General features: G+C 71.5%; 25 protein-coding genes. 9 read left to right on the forward strand and 16 right to left on the reverse strand.

What is annotated here, in order from left to right:
- Positions 1 to 80: 80 nt before the first annotated feature.
- Genes ACGFMK_RS19855 through ACGFMK_RS19870 form a run of 4 tightly spaced genes read right to left on the reverse strand, consistent with a single transcriptional unit; the run spans position 81 to position 3418 of the window.
- The gene (locus ACGFMK_RS19855) at positions 81 to 494 is read right to left on the reverse strand and encodes a hypothetical protein (RefSeq protein WP_392764956.1); all 414 of its coding nucleotides are present in this window, start codon (positions 492 to 494) and stop codon (positions 81 to 83) included.
- Between the two features lie 13 nt (positions 495 to 507).
- Positions 508 to 1269 carry a 2-keto-4-pentenoate hydratase gene (locus ACGFMK_RS19860; RefSeq protein ID WP_392764957.1) on the reverse strand — a complete coding sequence of 254 codons (762 nt, stop codon included), beginning with the start codon at positions 1267 to 1269 and terminating at the stop codon, positions 508 to 510.
- A complete protein-coding gene (locus ACGFMK_RS19865) occupies positions 1266 to 1712 on the reverse strand; it encodes a nitroreductase family deazaflavin-dependent oxidoreductase (protein ID WP_392764959.1) in 447 nt (148 codons plus the stop codon). Before ACGFMK_RS19865 ends, ACGFMK_RS19860 begins: the two co-directional genes overlap by 4 nt.
- Complete coding sequence (locus ACGFMK_RS19870; protein WP_392764961.1) at positions 1712 to 3418, reverse strand: acyl-CoA dehydrogenase; 1707 nt, start codon at positions 3416 to 3418, stop codon at positions 1712 to 1714. Before ACGFMK_RS19870 ends, ACGFMK_RS19865 begins: the two co-directional genes overlap by 1 nt.
- A gap of 236 nt (positions 3419 to 3654) precedes the next feature.
- Here ACGFMK_RS19870 and ACGFMK_RS19875 point away from each other — a divergent pair, with 236 nt between their 5' ends.
- A complete protein-coding gene (locus ACGFMK_RS19875) occupies positions 3655 to 5208 on the forward strand; it encodes a DEAD/DEAH box helicase (protein WP_392764964.1) in 1554 nt (517 codons plus the stop codon).
- 112 nt (positions 5209 to 5320) lie between these two features.
- Entirely contained in the window at positions 5321 to 5680 is a 360-nt protein-coding gene (locus ACGFMK_RS19880) for a hypothetical protein (RefSeq protein WP_323332427.1), read from the forward strand.
- On the opposite strand, the gene ACGFMK_RS19885 is transcribed toward ACGFMK_RS19880, so the two are convergent.
- From ACGFMK_RS19885 to ACGFMK_RS19905, 5 genes are all read right to left on the reverse strand, one after another.
- Entirely contained in the window at positions 5667 to 6476 is an 810-nt protein-coding gene (locus tag ACGFMK_RS19885) for an SMP-30/gluconolactonase/LRE family protein (protein ID WP_392764967.1), read from the reverse strand. The two genes, ACGFMK_RS19880 and ACGFMK_RS19885, sit on opposite strands and share 14 nt — an antisense overlap.
- The gene (locus ACGFMK_RS19890; RefSeq protein ID WP_392764969.1) at positions 6473 to 6850 is read right to left on the reverse strand and encodes a DUF1761 domain-containing protein; all 378 of its coding nucleotides are present in this window, start codon (positions 6848 to 6850) and stop codon (positions 6473 to 6475) included. Before ACGFMK_RS19890 ends, ACGFMK_RS19885 begins: the two co-directional genes overlap by 4 nt.
- Before the next feature lie 84 nt (positions 6851 to 6934).
- Positions 6935 to 7834 carry an ABC transporter permease gene (locus ACGFMK_RS19895; RefSeq protein WP_392764971.1) on the reverse strand — a complete coding sequence of 300 codons (900 nt, stop codon included), beginning with the start codon at positions 7832 to 7834 and terminating at the stop codon, positions 6935 to 6937.
- Entirely contained in the window at positions 7821 to 8612 is a 792-nt protein-coding gene (locus tag ACGFMK_RS19900; protein ID WP_392764974.1) for an ABC transporter ATP-binding protein, read from the reverse strand. The genes ACGFMK_RS19895 and ACGFMK_RS19900 overlap by 14 nt, the downstream gene beginning before the upstream one ends.
- A gap of 19 nt (positions 8613 to 8631) precedes the next feature.
- Positions 8632 to 9690: an ABC transporter substrate-binding protein gene (locus tag ACGFMK_RS19905; protein ID WP_392764977.1), complete on the reverse strand. Its 1059-nt coding sequence runs from the start codon at positions 9688 to 9690 to the stop codon at positions 8632 to 8634.
- Between the two features lie 185 nt (positions 9691 to 9875).
- On the opposite strand from ACGFMK_RS19905, the gene ACGFMK_RS19910 reads away from it, so the two are divergent.
- Positions 9876 to 10304 (forward strand): hypothetical protein, encoded by a 429-nt coding sequence (locus ACGFMK_RS19910; protein WP_392764979.1) that lies wholly within the window; start codon positions 9876 to 9878, stop codon positions 10302 to 10304.
- Position 10305: 1 nt separating this feature from the next.
- On the forward strand, positions 10306 to 10707 hold the full coding sequence (locus ACGFMK_RS19915; RefSeq protein ID WP_392764982.1) for a hypothetical protein: 402 nt from the start codon (positions 10306 to 10308) through the stop codon (positions 10705 to 10707).
- A 62-nt stretch (positions 10708 to 10769) separates the two neighbouring features.
- Here the strand turns inward: ACGFMK_RS19915 and ACGFMK_RS19920 are convergent, their stop codons facing one another.
- From ACGFMK_RS19920 to ACGFMK_RS19940, 5 genes are all read right to left on the reverse strand, one after another.
- Positions 10770 to 11765, reverse strand: coding sequence for an S-adenosylmethionine:tRNA ribosyltransferase-isomerase (locus ACGFMK_RS19920; RefSeq protein WP_392764985.1), 996 nt, complete (start codon positions 11763 to 11765; stop codon positions 10770 to 10772).
- The gene (locus ACGFMK_RS19925; RefSeq protein ID WP_392764988.1) at positions 11762 to 12436 is read right to left on the reverse strand and encodes an SDR family NAD(P)-dependent oxidoreductase; all 675 of its coding nucleotides are present in this window, start codon (positions 12434 to 12436) and stop codon (positions 11762 to 11764) included. Before ACGFMK_RS19925 ends, ACGFMK_RS19920 begins: the two co-directional genes overlap by 4 nt.
- Positions 12437 to 12480: 44 nt before the next feature.
- A complete protein-coding gene (locus ACGFMK_RS19930; RefSeq protein WP_392764990.1) occupies positions 12481 to 13854 on the reverse strand; it encodes a purine-cytosine permease family protein in 1374 nt (457 codons plus the stop codon).
- Between the two features lie 189 nt (positions 13855 to 14043).
- A complete protein-coding gene (locus tag ACGFMK_RS19935; protein WP_392764993.1) occupies positions 14044 to 16002 on the reverse strand; it encodes a protease pro-enzyme activation domain-containing protein in 1959 nt (652 codons plus the stop codon).
- Positions 16003 to 16470: 468 nt separating this feature from the next.
- The gene (locus ACGFMK_RS19940) at positions 16471 to 17619 is read right to left on the reverse strand and encodes an ROK family protein (protein WP_392764995.1); all 1149 of its coding nucleotides are present in this window, start codon (positions 17617 to 17619) and stop codon (positions 16471 to 16473) included.
- Positions 17620 to 17705: 86 nt separating this feature from the next.
- On the opposite strand from ACGFMK_RS19940, the gene ACGFMK_RS19945 reads away from it, so the two are divergent.
- A complete protein-coding gene (locus ACGFMK_RS19945; RefSeq protein ID WP_392764997.1) occupies positions 17706 to 18977 on the forward strand; it encodes a trehalase family glycosidase in 1272 nt (423 codons plus the stop codon).
- A 103-nt stretch (positions 18978 to 19080) separates the two neighbouring features.
- Here the strand turns inward: ACGFMK_RS19945 and ACGFMK_RS19950 are convergent, their stop codons facing one another.
- On the reverse strand, positions 19081 to 19254 hold the full coding sequence (locus ACGFMK_RS19950; protein WP_392764999.1) for a hypothetical protein: 174 nt from the start codon (positions 19252 to 19254) through the stop codon (positions 19081 to 19083).
- A gap of 211 nt (positions 19255 to 19465) precedes the next feature.
- On the opposite strand from ACGFMK_RS19950, the gene ACGFMK_RS19955 reads away from it, so the two are divergent.
- The 4 genes from ACGFMK_RS19955 (at position 19466) to ACGFMK_RS19970 (ending at position 21481) form a co-directional block, all read left to right on the forward strand.
- A complete protein-coding gene (locus ACGFMK_RS19955; protein WP_392765001.1) occupies positions 19466 to 19732 on the forward strand; it encodes a hypothetical protein in 267 nt (88 codons plus the stop codon).
- Positions 19729 to 19923, forward strand: a complete 195-nt coding sequence (locus ACGFMK_RS19960; RefSeq protein WP_392765004.1) for a hypothetical protein — start codon at positions 19729 to 19731, stop codon at positions 19921 to 19923. Before ACGFMK_RS19955 ends, ACGFMK_RS19960 begins: the two co-directional genes overlap by 4 nt.
- A gap of 179 nt (positions 19924 to 20102) precedes the next feature.
- Positions 20103 to 20231 carry a hypothetical protein gene (locus ACGFMK_RS19965; protein ID WP_392765007.1) on the forward strand — a complete coding sequence of 43 codons (129 nt, stop codon included), beginning with the start codon at positions 20103 to 20105 and terminating at the stop codon, positions 20229 to 20231.
- A 71-nt stretch (positions 20232 to 20302) separates the two neighbouring features.
- Positions 20303 to 21481: a glycoside hydrolase family 105 protein gene (locus ACGFMK_RS19970; RefSeq protein WP_392765010.1), complete on the forward strand. Its 1179-nt coding sequence runs from the start codon at positions 20303 to 20305 to the stop codon at positions 21479 to 21481.
- A gap of 62 nt (positions 21482 to 21543) precedes the next feature.
- Here the strand turns inward: ACGFMK_RS19970 and ACGFMK_RS19975 are convergent, their stop codons facing one another.
- The gene (locus ACGFMK_RS19975) at positions 21544 to 23016 is read right to left on the reverse strand and encodes a glycoside hydrolase family 28 protein (RefSeq protein ID WP_392765012.1); all 1473 of its coding nucleotides are present in this window, start codon (positions 23014 to 23016) and stop codon (positions 21544 to 21546) included.
- Between the last annotated feature and the right edge of the window lie 11 nt (positions 23017 to 23027).

The following is a 23027-nucleotide window of genomic DNA, read 5'->3' on the forward strand; positions in this document are numbered from 1 at the left end:
GGCCGGCTTCGGCAAGTAGGACCAAGATCCGTGAAGGTCACATCGAGGGACTCTGAGTCCCTCGATGTGACCTTCACGGCTCACTTCAGCGCGACCAGGCCGACCACGAACAGGCCCGCCGGGACGACGGCCGCCGACAGGCTGATCAGCCACGTCCCGCCGCGCCGGCCGGCCGGGGCCGCGTCGAGCACCATCCCGCGCACGAGCGCCGCCTCGACGACCGCCGTCAGCAGGAAGCCGAGGCCCACGCTGAAGATCGAGGCCGCGCCGACGAAGAACAGGCCCGACGTCGAAGCCGCGCCCAGCGGCGCCGCGACCTCCCAGCGCACCAGGCCCGCGCTCGCCGCGAGCAGGGCCAGCAGCAGGACGAACGCGACGAGGAACCCGATCCGCGCGCTCGTCTGGTGCTGGGCGCGGGTGAACAGCCAGCACCCCACGTCGAGCGCCGCGACGACCACGGCGAGCACGAGGAACCCGGCACGGATCGTCAGCACGTGATCACTCTAGTCAGGCGAAACGGGCTTCGACGCTGCCCAGCGCGCCGAAGTCGGCGACCACGTGGCCGCCCGCGTGGATCGGGCACGGGGTGGTCGCCGTGCCCGTCGTCACCACGTCACCCGGGCGGAGACGGTGGCCGGTGCGGGCCAGTTCCGTCGCGAGCCAGTGCAGGGCCAGCCGCGGGTCGCCGAGGACCAGGCCGCCGTGGCCGCGGGCGAACTCCGCGCCGTCGGCGTGCAGGACCACCGCCTGGCCCGGCAGGTCGAGGTCGCGCCAGTCCGGGACGGCCCGCCCTTCGACGAACCGGCCCGCGCACGCGACGTCGGCCAGCAGCTGCGGGCCGCCCGCGTGCTGGTGGTCGGTGTAGCGGCTGTCCGGCATCTCGAGCGCGAGGAACATCGTGTCCACCGCGTCGAGCACCCCGCCCAGCGACGGCCCCGGGCCGGGGTCGGCCTTCATCCGGAAGGCGAACTCCGGCTCGGCGACGCCCATCGTCATCGTGTCGGCCGGCACCGGGGCGCCCTCGAGCTGGTGGAACCGCTCGAACAGCGCGCCCGGCAACGGGCCGGGGACGCCGAGGTGCTGCTGGGCGTACGCCGTGGTCGCGGCGATCTTCCAGCCGCTGACCGGGCCGGCCAGCTCGGCCAGCGCCGCCTGCGCCGCGCGGCCCTCGGCCGCGTCCCGCGGGCGGACGTCCGCCGGGAGCCCGTCCAGCCGCTCGCCGGTCCGCCACGCGTCCCAGAGCAGCTCCGCCGCCCGCTCGTGCTTCACGCCCGTGATCTTGCCAACCGGAACACCGGGTGTCGATCGGCTTCCGCCTCGAACGCCTCGACGGGGCCGCTGCCCTTGGCGTCGAAGTACGGCGCGGTGACCGGGATCTGCCGCACGTAGGCCTGCAGCACCGGCGCCGCGGTCGCGGCGTCGGCCTCCTCGACCTCCCACGTCTCGGTCTTGCGGCCGCGGCTCAGCCGGGCGACGGCGTCGGCCCGCAGGTTGTGCACCCAGGCGACGGCGCCGTAGGGCGCGACGAGCCACCGGTCGCCGCCGACCTCGACGACGTTCACCGGGGTCGTGCGGTCGAGGCCACTCTTGCGGCCCTTCGTCGTCAGCAGCACGCCACCGTTGCCCGCGGCCGGGACGCCGCGCGCGAGCAGCGGCTTCACCAGCGCGTTGACGGTCTTCCGCAGCGTTCCCAGCCGGTACTCCCTGGCCATCACGGATGCATAGCGTAGGCCCCGGAAAGGTCGCGGACCAGCGCCCAGACGGCGTCGAACCGCGCCGCGTCGACCACCGGCTTGCGCAGCGCCGCCAGCGCGATCGCCTGCTGGGCTTCGGTCGAGCTCGACTTCCCGTTCAGGTCCACCGCCGCGACGCTGAAGTCCTGCACCAGCACCGCGAAGATCTGGTCGACGACCTGTTCGTCGAGCCCGGTGCTGCCGGCCTGCTCCAGGATCAGCTGGCCGTAGACGACGAGCGTGAACAGCTCGGTGAGCGCGAGCCCGAAGTCGAGGTCGGCCTGCTGGGCCTCGTCCGGCGCGGCCTGGGTCAGCAGCTCCAGCAGCGCCCCGGCCTGCTCGGTGAACAGCGCGACGTTCGGGATGTGCGAGGCCTGCGCGTACGCGGCCTTCCAGTCGTGGAACCGGACCTTCGACAGGCCGCGCGCCGGGCCCTGGCGGAAGAGGAACTCGTCGTCCGCGGCGTCGGTGCGCGTCGGCACCGGCGCGTACTCCTGCGGCGCGAACAGGTACGCGGGCATGAACTTCGCGATCAGCGCGAGGTTCACCGCGACCGTGCCTTCGAGCTTCGGCAGGCCGTCGATGTCGTTCTTCGCCATCGCGAGGTAGGTGTCGGCCTCGAAACCCTTGGCCGCCACGACGTCGGCGACCAGGCCGATCACCTTCTGCGCCTCGGTGGTCACCTTCATCTTGGTGATCGGGTTGTAGAGCAGGTAGCGGCGGTCCTCGGCGTGCGCGCTGCGGAAGTAGTCGACGGCGCGGTCGGAGAACAGCTTCATCGCGGTCAGCCGCGCGTAGGCCTCGACGAACTCGCGCCGCACGTGCGGGAAGTCGGTGACGGGGTTCCCGTAGAGCACGCGGTTGTGCGCGTGGGTGATGGCCTCGTACAGCGAGTGCGTCGCCATGCCGATGCCGCCGAAGCAGAGGTTGAACTTGCCGATGTTGACGGTGTTCAGCGCGGCGCTGAAGGCTTCGGCGCCGACGTGCAGGATGTCCTCGGCGTGCACCGGGTAGTCCTCGAGCCGGAACTCGGCGACGTACATCTGCGACGGCACGACGTTCTTGACCACGTGGTAGTTCGGGTGCTCGGAGTCGGCGTAGAAGAAGACGTACTGGTCCGGGCCCTCGACACCGTCGATCCGGCCGAACACGGCGACCGTGCGGGCGACGTTGCCGTTGCCGATGTAGTACTTCGAGCCGGTGGCGCGGTACCCGTCGCCGTCCTTGGTGAGCACCATGTCCGAGGAGTAGATGTCGGCGCCGTGGTCCTTTTCGGACAGTCCGAACGCGCCGACGCCGCCGGCGTCCAGCGCGTCGGCGGCGCGCTTGCGGGCGACGTCGTTGCCGCTCTGCCACACCGGGCCGAGGCCGAGGATGGTGACCTGCCACGGGTACCAGTAGTTCAACCCGTAGAACCCGAGGATTTCCGACAGCGCGGCGACGCGGCTGGTGTCCCAGCGCTTGTCGGGGTTGCCGTCGGCGTTCGCGGCGGGCGTCAGGAAGGTCGAGAAGAGGCCCTCCTTGCCGGCGAACTCGATGAAGTCCGCGTAGAAGGTGCGGGCGTGGTAGTCCTCGGTCAGTTTCGCCTTGCCGCGCTGCTCGAACCAGTCGATGGTGGCCCGGAGCAGCCGGCGCGTCTCGGCGTCGAAGTGGGCCGGGTCGTACTCGTGCGGGTTCAGCAGCATGGGTGGGCCTCCTTGATTACCGACCGGTAACTTAGCAAGACGATCCGAGTGCGGGCAATCTCACTAGGGGTACGTCACTCGCGTTGGGTACACTGATCTTGCGGGCCGCTCAGTTCTGCCTCGGCCCGCTGCTGTTGTCGACTACCACGCGCCGCGGCCGTTGACCGGTCTGCGCCGGGCAGGACAACCCTTCTCAGGTAACGGAGACCAGGGCGCCCCTGCGCCCGCATGCACTTATGACCACTTTCGCTGAACTCGGCCTGCCCACCACCATCGTGGACGCGCTGGCCGCACAGGGTGTCACCGAGCCCTTCCCGATCCAGGCGGCGACCCTGCCGCACACCCTCGCCGGGCGTGACGTGCTCGGCCGCGGCCGGACCGGCTCCGGCAAGACCTACGGCTTCGTGCTGCCCGTGCTGGCGCGCCTCTCGGCGGGCCCGACGCGACGCCGGCCCGGCCGTCCGCGCGCGCTGATCCTGGCGCCGACCCGTGAGCTCGCGACGCAGATCGAAGCGTCCATCCTGCCGCTGGCCAAGCCGCTGGGCCTGCGCACGACCACCATCTTCGGCGGCGTCTCGGCCAACCCGCAGATCACCCGGCTGCGGGACGGCGTCGACATCGTCGTCGCCTGCCCCGGCCGGCTCGCCGACCACATGCGCTCCGGGCACGTGAAGCTCGACGCCATCGAGATCACCGTGCTCGACGAGGCCGACCACATGGCCGACCTGGGCTTCCTGCCCGAGGTGCGGCGGATCATGGACGCCACCCCGTCGCGCGGGCAGCGGATGCTGTTCTCCGCGACCCTGGACAACGGCGTCGACGTGCTGGTCAAGCGCTTCATGAGCGACCCGATCACGCACAGCGTCGACTCGGCGCAGTCGCCGGTCTCGACGATGGAGCACCACGTGCTGCACCTCGAGGAGACCCACCGGCTGCCGGTGCTGGTCGACCTCACCGCGGCGCCGGGCCGCACGCTGGTGTTCACCCGGACGAAGAGCCGCGCGAAGGCGCTGACCCGCAAGCTGGTGGCGTCCGGCGTCCCGGCCGTCGAGCTGCACGGCAACCTCGGCCAGAACGCGCGCACGCGCAACCTCGAGGCGTTCTCCTCGGGCGCGGCCAAGACGCTGGTCGCGACCGACATCGCGGCGCGGGGCATCCACGTCGACGACGTCCGGCTGGTCATCCACGCCGACCCGCCCGTCGAGCACAAGGCGTACCTGCACCGCTCCGGCCGCACGGCGCGCGCCGGCGCGTCCGGCACGGTCGTCACGCTGATGACCGACGCGCAGGTCCGCGACGTCCGCGACCTCACCCGCAAGGCCGGCATCAAGCCGACCACCACCCAGCTCGGCCCGGGTCACCCGCTGCTGGCGGAGCTGGCCCCGGGCGAGCGGTCGTTCACGGCGTCACCGAGTCGGCCGCCGGTGGACAACCGCCCGAAGAAGGTCACGGCCTCGGGCGCGGCACCGGGCGGCGGCCGCGGCCGCCGCGGCGCCCCGGCCACCCCGAAGGACAACCGCGGCGGCGAGCGTTCCCGCGCGGCGGCGGCCCAGTCCCGCCGTGACGACCAGCAGCCCCGGTCCGCCGGCGGCGGCCGTCGTGGTGGTGCCCCGGGCGGTTCCGGTGGTTCGGGTGGCGCCCGCCGCTCGGGCGCCCCGGCCGCGGCCGCGGCCGGCAAGTCCGGCGGCGGCCGCCGTGGCGGAGCTCCCGCCGCGGGAGCCGGCCGTTCCAGCGGCGGCGCGGCGGCGTTCTCCTCGGGCACCCGCGCGGGTGGGCGCCGAGGCCGCTGATCGCGGTACTGCCAGCTGACAACACGACCCCGGGCCGGGTGCCCGGGGTCGTGTTTTGTCGGTACCCCTCGCCGGTCCGGCGTCGGGGCGGCCCGCGTGTCATGCTCGCCGCATGGAGGACACGGAACTGGTGCAGACCGGCATCGGGCTGCTGGCGTCGGTCTACCGCCTTCGGCAGAACCTGCGGGACGGGACCGGCGAGCCCGGCGCCAGCGGGTATCCCGAGCTGCTCGAAGGGGCGCTCGACTTCACCATGACGGCCGACTTCACCCTCCCCGAAGAGCACATCGCCGAAGTTCAGCAGATCGTGAACCAGGCCGTCGACCAGCTGGCGCACCGGCAGGAGGCCGTCATGCGCGGGCTGCTCATGGGGTTCGTCAAGATCGTCGAAGCCTACGAGGAAGACGAGGCCCGGCCCGACGTGCTCGAGGCCCTTCAGCAGCTCTCGCTCGAAGTGGCTACCGAGGAATAGGCACCGTCAGGATCCGGCCCGTCCGCGGGCCCGTTCCGACGCCGTCCAGGCCGTGCCACTCCTGGGTCACCAGGTACAGCGTGTCCTCGCTCAGCGCGCACGCGAAACACCCGCTGTCCAGCGTCACCCGGTCCAGGACTTCGCCGCCTTCACGCACCCGCGTGCACGACTTGCCCGGGACGTCCGCCACCCAGATCGCGCCGGAGGGGTCCAGGGCGATGCCGTCCGGGACGCCGTCGCCGAGGTCCGCCCACACGCGGCGGTCGCTCAGCGAGCCGTCCGGGGACACCGTGAACGCCGTCAGGCGGTTCGCGTACGACTCGGCCACGATCAGCGTCGCGCCGTCCGGGGTCAGGGCCATGCCGTTGCCGAACGCGATGCCGTCCGCGACCTCGCGCACGTCCCCGCCCGGTGAGACGTGCCAGATCCCCCCTGGCCGGTAAGCCTCGCCCGCCATCAGGTCGAAGCCGCCGCCGTTGACGTAGCAGCCGCCGTCCGCGGCCACCACGATCTCGTTGAAGCCCGTTCCGCCCAGCTCGGCGTGGGTGGACACGGAACCGTCCCCGGACAGCCGCAGCAGCAGTCCCTGCGACGACGAGACGATCAGCGGGTCGCTATCGGAGAAGTCGAAGCACATCGGCATCGTCGGGAAGTCCGCGCGGAACACGACCTCCCGCTCCCCCGCCGGCGTGACCGCCACGATCTCGTGGGCCAGCCAGTCGGCGAACCACAGCCGGCCGTCGTGCCAGCGCGGCGACTCGCCGAACGCGATCCCCTCGAGCAGCACCCCGGTCATCGCCACACCCCCACGATCACGGCCACGACCAGGATCTTGACCAGCCAGTCGCCCGCGTGCAAGGCGGCCAGCCGCACCGGCACGTTCTCGTGCAGCACCGACCCGGCCAGGATCAGCACCGGGAACCCCGCCCAGAGCACCAGCGCCAGGCCGAGCGCGCCCGTGACACCGTCGACGCCCACCGCGGTCAGCAACCCGGCGAACACGGTCACCAGCAGCAGCGTCCGGACGAACTCCGCGGCCATCTTCCACGGCGCGGGCCGCTCGAGCGCCGCCGTACTCAGGCCGGCCCAAACCGTCCCGAACGCCAGGTACCAGGCGGTACTCACCACGAACCCCGCCACCGAGGCCACCAGCACAGCCACGACACCCATCGGACTCTCCTTCGCGTAGGACCTGCTTGCGAAGGGGACGTCGACGCCGTCAGCGGCGCTTCGACATGCCGGGCGGAAAACTTTCTAGAGCGACGACGTCAGCCCGCGCGCCCGCAGCACCGCGCGCTCCAGCGGGCGGAACACGATCAGCTCGATCCCGACGCCGACCAGCAGGATCAGGAAGATCGCCGCGATCACCGTCTCGATGCTGTTGAGCGAGGACCCCTGGTTCAGGTACGCGCCGAGGCCGACGCCCAGCTGCGGGGACAGCGCGATCAGCTCGGCCGCCATCAGCGAGCGCCACGAGAACGCCCAGCCCTGCTTGAGCCCGGCCAGGAAGCCGGGCAGCGCCGCGGGCAGCAGGATGTGCCGGGCCGACGACAGCCGTCCCGCGCCCATCACCTGGCCGACGCGCGGCAGGATCGGCGGGATCTGGTCGATGCCCGAGACCAGGCCGTTCGCGATCGACGGCACCGAGCCGAGCAGCACGACGAAGTAGATCGCGCCGTCGTTGATGCCGAACCACAGGATCGCGGCCGGCACCCACGCCACCGACGGCAGGCTCTGCAGCCCGGTCAGCAGCGGCCCGATCGCGGCCCGCACCACGCGGACCTTCGCGACGAGCAGGCCCAGCGGCGTGCCGAGGACGACACCCGCGAGGAACCCGAGCGCCGCGCGGTGCACCGACGTCCAGACGAACCCGAACACCTCGCCGGTGACGACGTGGCTCCAGAACTCGTCCCACACCGCGAGCGGCGCGGGCAGCTGCGCCTCCGGCCAGAACGCCGCGGCCCACAGCAGCTGCCAGACGACGATCAGCAGGACCAGCGCGAGCACCGGCGGCAGGAACCCCCAGGCGAACCGCTTCCAGAAACTTGGACGGCGTTCGCCCACGGGGGCGTCGAGCGAGTCCAGTCCGGCGCCGACCGCGTCGAGGTCCTCGACGTCGGTGCTGTCCCTGGCGGGCCGGTCAAGCTGCGGCATGGGTGCTGATCACCTCTCGCAGGTGCCCGGTGATCTCTTCGGTCAGCTCCTCGGCGTCGGCCAGCGGCACGTCCACCCACTCGCGCACGACCCGCCCGGGCCGCGACGACAGGAGCACCACGCGCTGCCCGAGCCGGACCGCCTCGCGCACGTCGTGGGTCACGAACAGCACCGACGTGCCGGTGCTGCGGTAGACGCGCAGCAGCTCGCCCTGCAGGACGTCACGGGTGATGGCGTCGAGCGCGGCGAACGGCTCGTCCATCAGCAGCAGCGCCTGCTCCGGGTCGCCGCCGACGCGCAGGGTGGCGGCCAGCGCGCGGGCCAGGGCGACCCGCTGGCGCATGCCGCCGGACAGCTCGTGCGGCCGCTTGGCGCCCGCGCCGGTCAGCCGGACCAGGTCCAGCAGCTCGGCGGCCTTTTCCCGGCGCTCGGCCCGGCCGAACCCGGCCAGCCGCAGCGGCAGCTCGACGTTGCGCGCGGCGGTCAGCCACGGCATCAGCGCGGCCTCCTGGAACATCACCGCCGGCCGGGACGTGGTGAGCGTGATCTCCCCCGCCGACGGCGCGTCGAGGCCCGCGACCAGGTTCAGCAGGGTCGTCTTGCCGCAGCCGGACGCGCCGAGCAGGCAGACGAACTCGCCGGGCGCGACCGTCAGGTCGACACCGTCCAGCGCGACCACCGCGCGGCCGGCCGGGCCGAACACCTTGCGGACGCCGTCGAGACGCACCGCGGTCGCGCCGGTGTAGTTGCTCCGGCCGGTCGGGAGGGTGGTGGTCATCGTTGGCTGCCTCTCCGGATCACTTCACGAGTTCGGGGGCGTTCACGGCGGGCTGGTTCTGGCCCTTGAGGACGTCGTTCAGCGGGCCGAAGTCCGCGAAGCCCTTCAGGGCTACAGCCGATTTCACCACGCCCGCGGTCACCGAGTCCTGCGCGAGCTGCGGGAACTCGGCGGGAATCGGGTCGGTGGTCAGCTCGATGTTCGAGAACGCGCGGTCGATGACGGCCGGGCTCAGGCTGCTGCCGGCCAGCTCCTTGAGCGCGCCGTTGACCACGGTCTTGGCGTCCGCCGGGTTGGCCTTCGCCCAGTCGATCGCGGCCAGCTGGCCCTTCAGCACGGCGCGGACGGTGTCCGGGTGCTCCTGCAGGAACTGGGTGCGCACGATGATCACGGTCGTCGGGAACCGGCCGCCGGGCCACAGGTCCTTTTCGTCGACCAGTACCTTCGCGCCGGCGTCGAGGACCAGCCGCGACGACCACGGCTCGGGCAGCCAGCCGCCGTCGACCTCGCCCTTCTTGAACGCGTCGAGCGTCTTCGAGTTGTCCAGGTTGGTGATCTTGACCTGGCCGGTGAGGTTCTTGCCCGCGACGAACTTCTTGAGCGCGACGTCCTGGGTGTTGGCCAGCTGCGGGGTGGCGATGTTCTTGCCCTTGAGCGCGTCGACGCTCGCGATGTCCGGCTTGACGACCAGCTGCGCGCCGCCGGAGACGGCGCCCGAGATCAGCTGGATGGTGCCCTTGGACTTGGTGAAGGCGTTGATCGCCGGGCCGGAGCCGATGTAGGCGATGTCGAGCGAGTTGCCCAGCAGCGCGTTGACCTCTTCGGGGCCCGCGTTGAACGTCTGGGTGGTGAGCTTGGTCGAGCCCAGTTCCTGCTTGAAGAAGTCCTTCTTGACGCCGATCAGCGCCGGGGCGTGCGTGACGTTCGGGAAGAACCCGAGGCGGACCTCGGTGGCGGCACCCGCGTTGGCGGCGGGGGCAGCGGTCTCCGCGGCGCGGGAACAGCCGGCGAGCACGCCCACGACGGTCAGGGCGGCGAGCGCCGAGGCCAGGAAGCGGGTTCTGTGGTGGGTGCGCACGTCAGCGTCGCCTTTCGCGGGGTCGATGTCCGGGCGAGGTTCGCACGGTCACCCACCCGGGCGCATAGCCATCCGCATCCCGGGAAATCCGGTGAGATTTCTTGACATCGGTGATTCCGGCGCCTAGACGCAACCGGCCGGCCGGTTCAGGCGTGGTTCTCCCGACGACCTCTGAGGGGGAGCCGATGAAGACAGCGCACGAGATCCGGGCCGTCATCGTGTCAGTGCTCATGTCGTGGGCACTCTCGGCGCTCGGCCCGATCGGGGCCGACTGGCTGGCCACGGCCGGCCTGGGCGAGTGGCCCGCGGTGTGGGTGGTGGCCACGGTCCCGTTCGCCGTCCTGCTGGCCGGCGGCCTGTGCTGGCTGTTCACCGGACGGGGACGGCCCGCCTGGCTGCGGTTCCTGCCGCTCTGGATGTGCCTTCCGACGAGCGCGCTCGGCCTGACCGGCCTGGTCACCGGCGCTGCGTCCCGGGGTCACCTGTTCGTGTCGATCTTTGTTTCGGTCCCGGCGGCGATGGCGTTTCTGCTGCTCATCGTCCGATTGCGAAATGCGGGCAACCAGTCGCGTCATCCGAACGTGGTAGAGGTGACCACGGATTCGGAGGGATGACATGACGAGCACCGCACACCGCACCGGCCAGGGGGCCACCATCCGCGTGGCGCTGGTCGTGCTCTTCGTCGGGCTGGGCCAGGCGTCGTTCGAGTGGCTCCGGTCACTCGGCATGGACGCCGTGACGAGCCTGGTCGTCTGGGCGATCCCGGTCGTCACCGCCGCGGCCGTGACGCTGGTGCTGTGGCTGGCGTCGGACCGCGCGTTCGCGCTGCGGACGTGGCTGCCGGTGAGCCTGTGCATCCCGGTCTACCTGACCGGCCTGTTCGGCCTCGCGACCGGCACGGCGAGCCTGGTGGCCTCGATCGTCAGCGGCGTCGGCCTGGGGATCACGGTCGTCGCCGTCGCCGGCCTCTACCGGGCCCGCCGCCAGGACGACGCCCGCGAACCGGCGCGCCAGTAGCTCAAAGCCGTGAAGGCCTCCTTACCGGCGCTAAGAGCCGGTAAGGAGGCCTTCACGGCTTTTCAGCGGCGCAGGAGCAGGGAGACGTCACCGAACTCGTGCCACAGGTAGCGGCGCTCCACCGCCGCGTCGTAGGCCCGCTGGACCAGCTCCGGGCCGGCCACGGCCTCCAGGAGCAGCAGGTGGGACGCGTCCGGCGCGTGCAGGCCGGTGACGATGCCGTCGACGACCCGGGCCGGGCGGTCCGGGCTCAGGACCAGGTCCGTCCAGCCTTCGGCGGGTCCGTCGGCGGCCGACTCCAGCGCGCGGGCCGCCGTCGTGCCCACCGCGACCACCCGGCCGCCGCGGGCCCGGACCCACGCGACCAGCGCCGCGGTCGTCGCGGGCACGCGGAAGCGCTCGGCCTGGGGCGGCTCACCCGTCTCCAGCGACGACACCCCGGTGTGCAGCAGCAGCGGCGCGAAGAGCACTCCGTCGGTCACCAGGCGCGTGACCAACGCGTCGGTGAACGGCCGGGCCGCCGACGGCATCTCCGCGCTGCCGGGCTCGCGGGCGAACACCGTCTGGTAGTCGGCCAGCGGCCAGGCACGTGGGACGTAGCCGTAGCGGATCGGACGTCCGCTCGCGGCCAGCAACCCGGGCACCGGGACGGACACCGAAGCCCGCCACAGCCGCGCCTGCCCCGGCACGTACGCGGCCAGCAGCGTCAGCGACGCGCCACCGGGCAGCGCCAGCCGCTCCCCCGGCCGGCCGTCGAGCAGCGGGCCGCCGGGCGCGCGCAGCTCGACCACCCACGCGCCGTCGTCGAGCTCGGTCGAGAAGTGGACGACGACCTGCTGCCGGCCGCGGCGCGCGTCGATCGCCGCGGGCAGCGTCCCGGACGTGTTGACGACCAGCAGGTCGCCGGCCCGCAGGTGGTCGCCCAGGGCACTGAAGACCGTGTGGTGCACCCCGGCCGGGTCCGCGACGAGCAGGCGGACCTCGTCACGGGCCAGGCCGCGCGCCTCCGGCGGTGCCGAGGCCGAGAGTTCGTCAGGCAGGTCGAACCGGACGCTCATGCGGGCACCAGCAGGTCGGCGGCGCGGTAGCGGCCGCTGGCCGGGCGTTCGTCGAGCAGCCGCAGGAACGCCGGGACGGACGTCCCGGGCAGCGGCCGGTCGGAGATGTCCTCGCCCGGGAAGGCGAGCTGGTGCATCGCGGTGCGCATGTCGCCGGGGTCGACCGCGTACACGGCCAGGTCCGGGTGTTCCGCGCCGAGCACGGCGGTGAGCTGGTCGAGCGCGGCCTTCGCGGAACCGTAACCACCCCAGCCTTCGTAGGCTTCGACCGCGGCGTCCGAGCTGACGTCGACGATCGTGCCGCCGGCCTTCGTCAGGGCGGGCAGCAGCAGCTGGGTGAGCGCGAGCGGCGCGAAGACGTTCACGCGGTAGACGTCTTCCAGCTGTGCCAAGGGATAACGGCCCAGCGGCGGCAGCGGGCTGACGCCGAGCGTGCCGGCGTTGTTGACGAGCAGGTCGAGCGAAGGCCCGGCAGCGGCGGCGAGATCGGCGCGGTGGTCCGGGTCGGCGACGTCGCCCGGGACGGGCGTGAACCCGGCTTCCCGGGCGGCGGCGGTCAGCGCGGCCGCGTCCCGGCCGTCGCCGACGACCGTCCACTTGCGACTCACCAGGGCCGCGGCGAGGGCCTTCCCCAGCCCCGCCGAGGCGCCGGTGATCAGTGCGACTGGCATGGTTCCTCCTTGCAGGGGTACCACACCATCGTTGAACCTCTACATTACTCGAGGTCAACCGCGGGCCGGCCGCGCAGCAGCAAATACGCGGCCAGCGAAACGACGAGCCCGACGTAGTACGCGAGATCGGCGCCGTGCAGCGCCGCCGCGACCGGGCCGGTGTAGAGCGAGGTGTTCATGAACGGCACCGCCGCCGCGAAGCCGACCATAAACGCCACGACGGCGGCCCAGGGACGCGCGATCGTCGCGGCCCGGACGTCGACGCGCTCGCCACCGCGGGTCCGCCGCAGCCAGTCCGGCAGCACGACCCCGAGGAACGGCGGGATCCAGTAGCTGACGAACAGCAGCACGTTCTGGAACTTCGCCGCCAGCTCGCCGCTGTGCATCCAGAGGATCAGCGCGAACGCCAGCACCGTGACGAGCACCGCCGACACCGGGCGCCGCAGCCGGACGCCGACGGTCTGCAGCGCGAGCGAGCCGCTGTAGTCGTTCATCGCGTTGGACGACACCGCCGCGAGCGCGATCACCGCGAGCGCCAGCGAACCGAGGAACCCGCCGCCGAGCAGCGCCGCGACACCCGTCGCCGTCTGGTCGCCGAGCGACGTCCCGAGCGCCAGCCCGAGACCTTCGCCGATCGCGTACGACGCCGTCAGCCCGAGGAGCGTGAACCAGAAGACGCCGCGCGACGACGTCTCCGCGGGCAGGTAGCGGCTGAAGTCCGAGGCGTACGGCGCCCAGGAGATGGCCAGCGACAACGCGATCGTCGAGAACAGCACGACGGCGCCGGTGTGGTCGCCGCCGGTCGCGGTGTCGGCCGTCGCGATCGGGTGTCCGGAAAGGACCTTCACCGCGAGCGCGGCGAACGCGAGCACCAGCAGCACGCTCATCACGGCCTGCACGCGGTGGATCAGCGCGTAGCCGAACACGCCGAGGGCGCACTGCAGCACCAGCACGATCAGCACCGCGGCCCAGAACGGCAGCCCGGTCAGCTCGGCCAGCGCCTCGCCGCCGAACAGCCCGACCAGCGCGTCCCAGGCGATCGAGCCGAGCCACTGCACCAGGCCGGGCAGCACCACCCCGCCGCCGAACGGCAGGCGCGCCAGCGGCAGCTGGCCGGTGCCGGTGCGCGGGCCCCAGGTCGACAGGTACGCCACCGGCAGCGAGCCGAGCACGGTGCCGGCGAGCATCGCGACCAGGCCCGTCCAGAAGCCGAGGCCGAGCGACGCGGCGAGCGTGCCGGTGAAGACCGCGGTCATCGTCAGGTTCGGCGCGAACCACACGCTGAACTGCCGCCACGGCCGCCCGAACCGGTTGCCCTCCGGGACCGGGGTGATGCCGTGGGTTTCGATCGCCAGGTCCGAGCCCCCGGCGGGCATCCGCCCGCCGAAGACCTCGGCGTCGAGACCGCGTCCGCTCATGTCCTGCCTCCACTCGGCTGATCGAGGCCACCTTAGGGCGCGGATGCCCTGGTGACGGCCGCGAGTGCGCGCCGCCACACCACGACGACCACGACATGCGGGCGTACCTCGGCGCACCGGTCCGAAACGCCGTGAAGGCCTCCTTACCGGCCATAAGAGCCGGTAAGGAGGCCTTCACGGACCTCGAAACTAGACGAGCAGCAGGAACAGCAGCCCGCTGGGCGAGCCGAGTCCGGTCACGTCGTCGTAGCCCTTGGTGGTGTGGATCGTCAGGCCCTGGTAGTCCAGCGTCCGCGCGGAGCGGAGCAGGCCGGCCGAGGCGTCGACCGAGTTGGCGTAGTCGACCCGGGCCACCGCGGCGTTGTCCACGTGCTGCACGTCGCTGATCGCCTTGGTGCGCGAGGTCAGCTTGTAGATCACGGGGTTGATGAAGCCGTGGTGGAAGTGGTCGAAGCTGTCGGCCACCGCCATGATGCCGGCGAACACCGGCGACGCGAGGCTCGTGCCGCCGATCCGGTACTGGTCGTAGTAGGCGCCGTCCGGGAAGGTCTGCGTCTGGCCGACCAGGAAACCGGTGTTCGGGTCACCGACCGCGGAGATGTCCGGAACCACGCGGCCCTTGTGCCCGGCCGTCTGGTTCTTCGTGGACAGCGCGTCCGGCACGACACCCTTCTGGTAGAAGGGCTGCGCGAACAGGCGGCTCGTGCCACCACCGGAACCGGACGTGTACGCGGCCGGACCGTAGACGCCGTTGGTCAGCGTCGACTTGCTGGTCTCCCAGCCGGTCTCGAAGAGCTTCTGGCCGTTCTTGCCGATCGCGATGGACGTGCCGCCGACCGCGGTGATCCACGGCGCCGAGGCGGAGAAGTCCGGCGAAGGCGTGCCGAGGCGCGCGACCTCGTCACCGTTGTCGCCCGAGGAGAAGTAGACGCCGATGCCCTCGAGGACCGCCTGCAGCGAGATCTGGTTGAAGACCTTGACCTCGTCGGCCGGGATGTCCTCGCCCGTGTCGCCGTAGGAGTTCGACACGATGTCGGCCTTGTGGCCGGCGATGACGTAGTTCAACGCCTCGTCGAGGGCGTTGTCCTCGCAGGACGTGCCGCCGACGTAGAGGATGTTCGCGCCCGGGGCGAGCCCGTGGGCGGCCTCGACGTCGAGGGTTTCCTCGCCGTACCAGCCCGCCGCGTCACACTGGTCCGGCTGCTCGAGCACCGGGTCCGGCGGGAAGATGTGCTGCGAGAACTGGCTCTGCTTCAGCGGGTGCTGCGGGTCGTTCTTCTTCGCGTACGTGCTCGCGTCGGAGTAGATCGTCGGCGAGGCGAAGGCGTCCACGATGGCGATCGTGGTGCCCTTGCCGTCCGCGCCGGCCTTGTCGATGCCGTACGCCGACCGCAGCTGGGCCGGGGTGTAACCGCAGGGCGCGTAGGGCAGCTGCTTGCCGTTGTAGGCGGGATCGGTGGTGTCGATCTTCTCGCCGTAGTAGGAGCTGCACGGCGGCGCGTTGCGGAAGCCGGGGCCGGGAGCGACGTCCGACGGCTGGACGGACTTGGCCGCCTTGCCGGAGTCGATGCCGTCCGTGTGGTCCGGCTTGAACAGGTTGGTCGCCTGGTCCACGCCGACGACGCCGAGCACGTCGCTCGCCAGGTTCGCGGGCACCGACAGGTTCTTGTCGGCGGCGCGGAGGGTCTGGCCCTTGACGTTGTACTTGCCCAGCTTGACGGCGAAGGCCTTCTGCGTCTGGTCGGCGGTGCCGGTGGCCTCGACGTAGGCGCGGTTCGACGGGATGTCCCCGATGCTGAAGCCGCTGCCGGTCAGCCACGCCTTGACGGCGTTCACGGTCGCGTCGCTGGCGGCGAAGCGGTCCCGCACCTGGTCGGTGCTCAGGTACTGGCGGTAGGTCTTGCTGTCCGGGTCGGACACGGCCTGGGCCAGCGCCTCGGCACCGGCGTTGTCGCGCTGGTTCAGGTAGACGCGGAAGCTCAGCTTCGCCGCGGGCGCCGTGTCGGCGACCTTCGCCTGCGCGTTCGCCCACAGCGGGTGCGACTGCGGAATGTCCTGACGTCCCTGCGCCGACGCCGCCGCGGGCATGGCTGCGGTGAGACCACCCACGACCGCGAGCGAAAGGAGCAGGGTGGAGCTTCTTCGCACAGAAATCTCCCTCTTTTGAATCGGCCCCCAGTAAAGGACCTGGAACACCGGACGAGACTAGATCGGGGTTCCGCTTCCGGGGAAGTACTTGCGGAACCGTTATCTGGTCGCGAATTCACGGGGTCAGGTCCGCGGTACGGAAATCCGATTTGTCTCGCGAAATACGCGAGGATTGTTCCCCGATGCGCGGTAAGTCCGGTTCGTGGCCGTATTACGGACCACGCCGAGGGGGCGTTCGCCACCTACGAAAGTCGGTCGCTCCGTCCACTCCGGACAGTCCGGGCGTGACGGCACTTAGGCCGTCGTCAACCGGCGTCGCGCGCGGCAGGGCGCGACGGTACCGCACCTCGCGGACACCGGCCACGAAATGCGGCTCGGCCAGGTCTCCCGCGATCACCAGCACGCCCGGGTCGACCACCGGCACCAGCGTCGCGAACCCACCGCCACGCCGACCGGATCCGGCCGGCGTCAGGCCTGCGTCGTCAACCGGCGGTCCACCTCGGCCGGGGAAAACACCGACTCCACCACCATCGCCACCGCGCCGCCCACCGCCAGGCCCGTGCCGCCGATCTCCACCCGCAGGCTCTGCGTCGCCCGCGGCAGCGCCCGCCGGTACAGCACCTCGCGGACGCCGGCCACGAAATGCGGCTCGGCCAGGTCTCCCGCGATCACCAGCACGCCCGGGTTGACCACCGACACCAGCGTCGCAAGGACTTCCCCGACCTGGCGGCCGGCGAACCCGGCCAGCCGGACCGCGGCCGGTTCGCCCGCCAGGAGGCGGTCGCGGACGCCCGATCCCGACGTCGTCGGCAGGCCCTGCTCGGTCAGGCGCGCGGCCAGCGCGCCGCCGCTGGCGACCGCCGCCAGGCAGCCCATCGAGCCGCACATGCAGCGGGCCTCGGGGAAGCCCGGCAGCCGGATGTGCCCGATGTCGCCCGCCCCGCCGTCGACGCCGCGGTACACCTCGCCGCCGATCACCAGGCCGGCGCCGATCCCGGTCGACACCTTGACCACGACCAGCGCGCGCGACTCCGGGTGCCGCGCGCGGTGTTCACCCAGGGCCATCAGGTTCGCGTCGTTGTCGACGAGCACCGGGACGCCGAAGCGCGCGCCCAGGTATTCGTCGATCGGGTAGCGGTCCCAGCCCGGCATGATCGGCGGCTGCGTGACCCGCGCCTGGCCCGGCTCGACCGGCCCCGGCACGGAGATCCCCACGCCGCAGACCGGGACGTCGGCCTCGGCCAGCATCGCCTCGAACCACTCCGCGATCCGGCCGAGCACCGGCTCCGGGCCGTCGGCGACGCGCAGCGGGCCCTCGCGGTGCGCGAGCCGGCGGCCGGACAGGTCGGTGAGCGCGACCTCCGCGTGCATCGTGTCGACGCTCGCGGCGAGGACGACGGCGTGCCGGTCGTCGAACCTCAGGTGCCGCGCCGGGCGTCCGCCGGTGGAGTCCTCCTGCCCGCCCTCGGCCAGCAGGCCCGCCGCCTGGAGCAGGTCGAGCCGCGCGGTCAGCGTCGATCGGGACAGCCCGCTGCGCGTGAGCAGGGCTTTCCGCGTGGTCGCCTGGCCGGTCCGGACCAGCCGCAACAGCTCGCCGGCGCTGGTCGGCGTTGTCATCACGGGCCCCCTTCGCTGTGGCCCGCATCATCCCAGGGCTTACTTTTGTCCATTGACAAGACATAAGTAGGAGATAGATTGGACACATGGACGTAACATGGGGGTCCGCTGAAGCTGTCCTCGCCGACAACTGGATCGGCGCGTCCACCGTGCCGTCGCGCGGGCTCTACCCGCACCAGTGGAGCTGGGACTCCGCCTTCATCGCCTTCGGCCTGCGCCACCTGGCGCCGGAGCGCGCCCGGCGTGAGCTGGTGACGCTGTTCTCCGCGCAGTGGCGCGACGGCCGCGTCCCGCACATCCTCTTCAACCCGGACACCCCGCCCGAGGCGTACTTCCCCGGCCCCGCGTTCTGGCGCGCCGGCCGGACGTCCGGGCTGATCCAGCCGCCGGTGCACGCGCGCGCCGTGCTCGCCGTCCACCGCGCCGACCCGGCGGGGTCGGGCGCCGAGACGTTCCTCGCCACGCTCTACCCGAAGCTCAAGGCCTGGCACGGTTACCTGCGGACCTACCGCGACGCGGGCGGGCGCGGGCTCGCCTCGATCGTGCACCCGTGGGAGTCGGGGATGGACAACAGCCCGGCGTGGGACGGCCCGCTGTCGCGCGTCACGCCCGCCGACCCGGCCGGCTTCGTCCGCCGCGACCTGCAGCACGGCCACGCCGCCGACCGCCCGAGCGACGAGGACTACGGCCGGTACGTCCGGCTGGCCTCGGCCTACCGCGACTGCGGTTACCTCGACGAGCGCTGGGCCGACGTCGACGGCGGCTTCACCGTCGAAGACCCGGGTCTCAACGCCCTTCTGGCCGACGCCGAGCTCGCGCTGGCCGAAATCGCCGACGTGCTCGGCCTGCCCGCGGCCGCCGCCACGCACCGCGAGAGCGCGGCCCGGGTCGCCAAGGCGCTGCAGGAAACGTTGTGGGACAGCGCGTCCGGTTTCTTCTTCGCCCGCGACGTCCGCACCGGCGAGCGCACCCGCGAGTACACGTGCGCCGGACTGCTGCCGCTCGTGCTGCCGGACCTGGCCGTCGCGCCCGCCCTGCTGGCCACGGCCACCGGGCCGCGGTTCCGGCTCGGTCAGGTGCACGGCGTGCCGAGCTACGACCTGACCGCGGCGGACTTCGACCCGGGCCGCTACTGGCGCGGGCCGTCGTGGTTCAACGTCGGCTGGCTGGTCCGGCGGGGCCTGCTGCACCACGGTGAGCACGCGCTGGCCGCGTGGCTGCGCGACGACCTCGTCGAAACCGCCACGGGCACCGGTTTCGCCGAGTACGCGGACCCGTTCACCGGCACCGGCCACGGCGCCCGGTCGTTCGGCTGGACCGCGGCGCTGACCGTGGACCTGATGTCCACACAGGACTGACGGGCGGCCCGCCCAGCCGCGTCGGGGGCGGGTGGGCGGGCCGGCCGCCGCGATTGTGGTGTGCTGGGACCACGACTGCGGACTCGTTCCAGGCCGACGTGACCTACGACGACGCGTACCTGCTGTTCCTCGACGCCGCGGGTGTTCGAGCATCGTCGGCCGCGATCCGCGGGACCGCGTCGCGCTCACGGCCGGGCACGCGATCCTCACCGAGGACGTCCCGCGGCTGCGGGAAGAACTCGCGGACGGCGAACCGCGGCTGCGGACGGCGGTGCACGAGGGCGCGGTCCGGCTGCCCGGTGACCGGAACGCGTCAACTTCGCCGCCCACCTGGCGGAAGTGGTACCACCGGACCGGCCGGCCGTCTCCGGCGCGGTGCACCGGGTGGCCGCCCCGTTCACCGACCGGTTCGCCTGGGTCGGGGTCTTCGAGAAGCAGCAGATCCACCTCGTGCTCGCCGCCGACGGTGCCGAACCGGGCCGGCGGGCGTGGCTGCGCGCCACTGGGCCGACCGGCAGCACAAGGCCCAGCTGGTCGGCGCGGCGTCGCGGGAGCTGCCGGATCTGGGCACCACGCTGAACTCCGGCTCCACCCGGCTGGCCACGACCGACCGGCCCGCCGTCTACCGCGAGTTCCTCCGGCGCGGCGGAACCCACCGCTGCGTCCTGCTCGGTCCGGCCGGCGAAGGGGCCGCCCGGTTCAAGGAGCGCCACGCCGCTTCGACGTCCACCAAGCGGCCGGGTTCCCCGACATGACCGTGCCGCGCGCCGATCCCGGTCCGCACAGCCTGATCCTCCACTCGCCGTACCTGCTCGGCCCGGTCACGCTCGATCGCGCCGACCTGCCGCACCACTTCGCGACACCCGGCTCGGGTGAGCGGCACCGGACCCTGGACACCGCCATCGCACAGGCCGGCCGGCCCGACGTCCTGGCACGGGTCCGGTGATCAGGAGGCGGTCGCACCGGGCCGTCGTCGTCATGCGGAGGACGACCACCAGTGGTCTGGTCCACCTTTTTCGCGTGTTTCGACTGGCGGTACACGGAAGTAGCCATTCGGGTTAAGTATCTAATATATGACACGAGAGATCCGATCCCGGCTTGACTGAGCCGAGCGGAGGCGAGTAGATGTTCTCCCCGGAGAGCGTTTCGCTCGACGACCACCGCTCCGGCGACACGGGCAGCACGCCGCGCCCCCGAGCCGGCCGGGATGCCGACGGACGGCGGATCGGCATCCCGGCCACCTTCGTCGCGTGAGGGACACCTTCAGCGGGTGTCCCGCACGCGACCGCCCGCACCACCGGGGCCAGTGCACGAAAGGACGACGAATGTCCGAGCACCCCCTTCGCCCGACCCGGCGCGCGGTCCTGGCCGGCACCCTGGGCGCCCTCGGCGCACTCGCCGCGGCGGGTCCCGTCGCGCGGGCGGCCTCCCCGATCGGCGACGCGGCGCCGCCGCCGGACTGGTCCCGGGCCGTCATCGACTCGACGATGACGCGCTACACCCCGGACGGGCTCGGCGGCTGGGGGTACACCCTCGGGCTGTACCTCTACGGCCAGTACCTGTGCTACCGGCGCACCGGCGAGCAGAAGTACCTCGACTACATCGTCGCCTGGTACGACCGGTTCATCACCGACAGCGGGATCTCCACCAGCTTCACCAACCTCGACTCGATGCGCTCGTGCCAGCTGCTGCCGCTGCTGTACGCCGAGACGGGCCGGAAGAAGTACAAGACCGCGGCCGACCAGCTGCGCAAGCGCTTCCCGAGTTACCCCCGCACCTCCGACGGCGGCATGTTCCACGCCACCAGCAAGGTCGGCCAGCTGTGGGGCGACGGCGTCTACATGGCCCAGCCGTTCCTCGCGCTCTACGGCGCCGCGTTCGACGACGGCGCGTACAGCTTCGAGGAGTCGGCGAAGAACCTCGTCGTCTACTTCGGCCACCTCCGCGAACCCGCGAAAGGCTTGCTGTACCACGCCTATGACGAGGACGGCTCCGAGTCGTGGGCGTCCGGCACCGGGCACCACTCGAAGTACCACTGGGCGCGGGCGATCGGCTGGTTCGGCATGGCCGCGATCGACATCCTCGAAGTGCTCCCGGCGAACCACCCGCGTCGCGCGGCGCTCGTCGAGATCGTGCGGTTCCTCGCCGCGGGCTACCAGCGGTACCAGGACAAGAACACCGGCCGCTGGTACCAGGTCGTCGACCGCGGTGGCGACCCGAAGAACTGGCTCGAGACGTCGGCGTCGTCGATGTACACGTTCACGATGGCCCGGGGTGTCGAGCGCGGCTACCTGCCGGCGTCGTACCAGGCGGTGGCGGACCGTGGTTACGCCGGAGTCCTGGACAAGATCTCCGTCGGCCCGGACGGCCTCACGAACATCACCGACATCTGCGAGGGCACCAACGTCGGCGACCTGTCCTACTACTACGCCCGGGCCCGCAAGACCAACGACTTCCACGGCCTCGGCGCGTTCCTGATCATGAACGAGCAGTACCGGCACTGACCACGAGGCGCGCCGCGGAAGGGGCCCCGGCTCAAGAGCCGGGGCCCCTTCGTGTGTGCGGGTCAGCAGGTGGAGGTGGAGCCTGTCGTGTTCACGCGCAACGCCGAGTTCTTGACGCAGTAGCCCGTCACCGACTGGAAGCCGACGTCGAACGGGCTCTTCGTGCCCTTCTCCGCCGTGAAGTGGTCGAACGTGATGTCGGTGCTGTTGTTGACGATGCTCGCCGGGCGGCCGTCGTCCCCGGCGAACTCCACCGAGCTGTCCACGAACCGGATGCCGGACGCGTAGTGCAGGTACCAGCCGTACGACGGGCGGGTGCCGATGCTCTTCGGGTTGTAGTCCGACGCGTCGTTGCTCGGGACGCCGGTGCCCATCGTGCCGTTGCCGCCCGGAACCGACAGCTTGACGCCGGTGAAGGTGACGTCGGAGACCCGGTGCCCGCTGTCCGCGCCCCAGATCGTCGGGCTGAAGTTCGTGCCGGTGTGCGTGCCCGTGACGTTGTCGAACGTGATCCCGCTGATCGTGCCGACGCCGGGGTTGTTCCCGCAGCGTTTGCGGGTGCCGATCTTCATCATGATCGGCGAATAGGTACCGGACATCGTGATGTCGCGGTAGTGGACGTCGGAAATCTTCGCGCCGTCCATCGAAACGATGCCGATCCCCGATTTGTGCGCGCCGGTGATCGTGATGCCGGAGAACTGGTAACCGGTGAAGTCACCGCACGTCTCGGAACCGAACATCAGCGCGTTGCAGCACTGCGCCGACAGTTTCGCGTTGTGCACCGTCACGTTGCCGTTCGGCAGTTTCGCGCCGAGCGCGTAGTCGCTCTTGAACACGAGTGCGTCGTCGTTCGCCGCGATGTTCGCATTGGTGATCGTGACACCGGTCGTGCTGATGATGTTCCAGCCGTCGCGATCACTCGCGGTGTCGATGGTCAGCTTGTCCGAGACGACGTTCTTGCAGCCGTTGAGCAACGCCGCGAAGTGCCCGCCGCGGCGCAGCTTGATCCCGGACAGGGTGAGCCCGTCGCAGCGCGTGATCGACAGGATCTTGTCGGCCTCGCCGGACTTCGGGTTGCCGGTGATCAGGTTGCCGCCGCCGTCGATGGTCCCGGCGCCGGTGAAGCCGATGTTCGCCAGCCTGTCACCGAAGAACATCGCGTTGTGGAAGTGGCTGTGGCCGTAGTCCTGGTAGGCGTCCCACTGGTTCGATTCGGGCTTGTCGTAACTGTCCGCACCGGACCCGGTGATCGTCGCGCCGGCGTCGAGCTGGATCGTCACGTTGCTCTTGAGGTGGACGGTGTTCGCCGACTTGTAGTTACCCGGCGTGAACCGGACGGTGCCGCCGCCGGCCGCGTTGGCCGCCGTGATCGCCTTGTCGATCGCCCCGGAATCGTTGGCAGAACCGTTTCCCCTGGCGCCGTAGTCCTTGACGTCGTAAACGCCGCCGGGTGCCGCCGCGCCGACGCCGGCACCGGCCACCACCAGACCCGCCACCAGGAAGGTGACCAGCAGGCTGTTCCTTTTCGCTTTCACCGTGAGACCGC

The sequence above is a fragment of the Amycolatopsis sp. NPDC049252 genome, from assembly GCF_043197175.1.
Taxonomy (GTDB): Bacteria; Actinomycetota; Actinomycetes; order Mycobacteriales; family Pseudonocardiaceae; genus Amycolatopsis.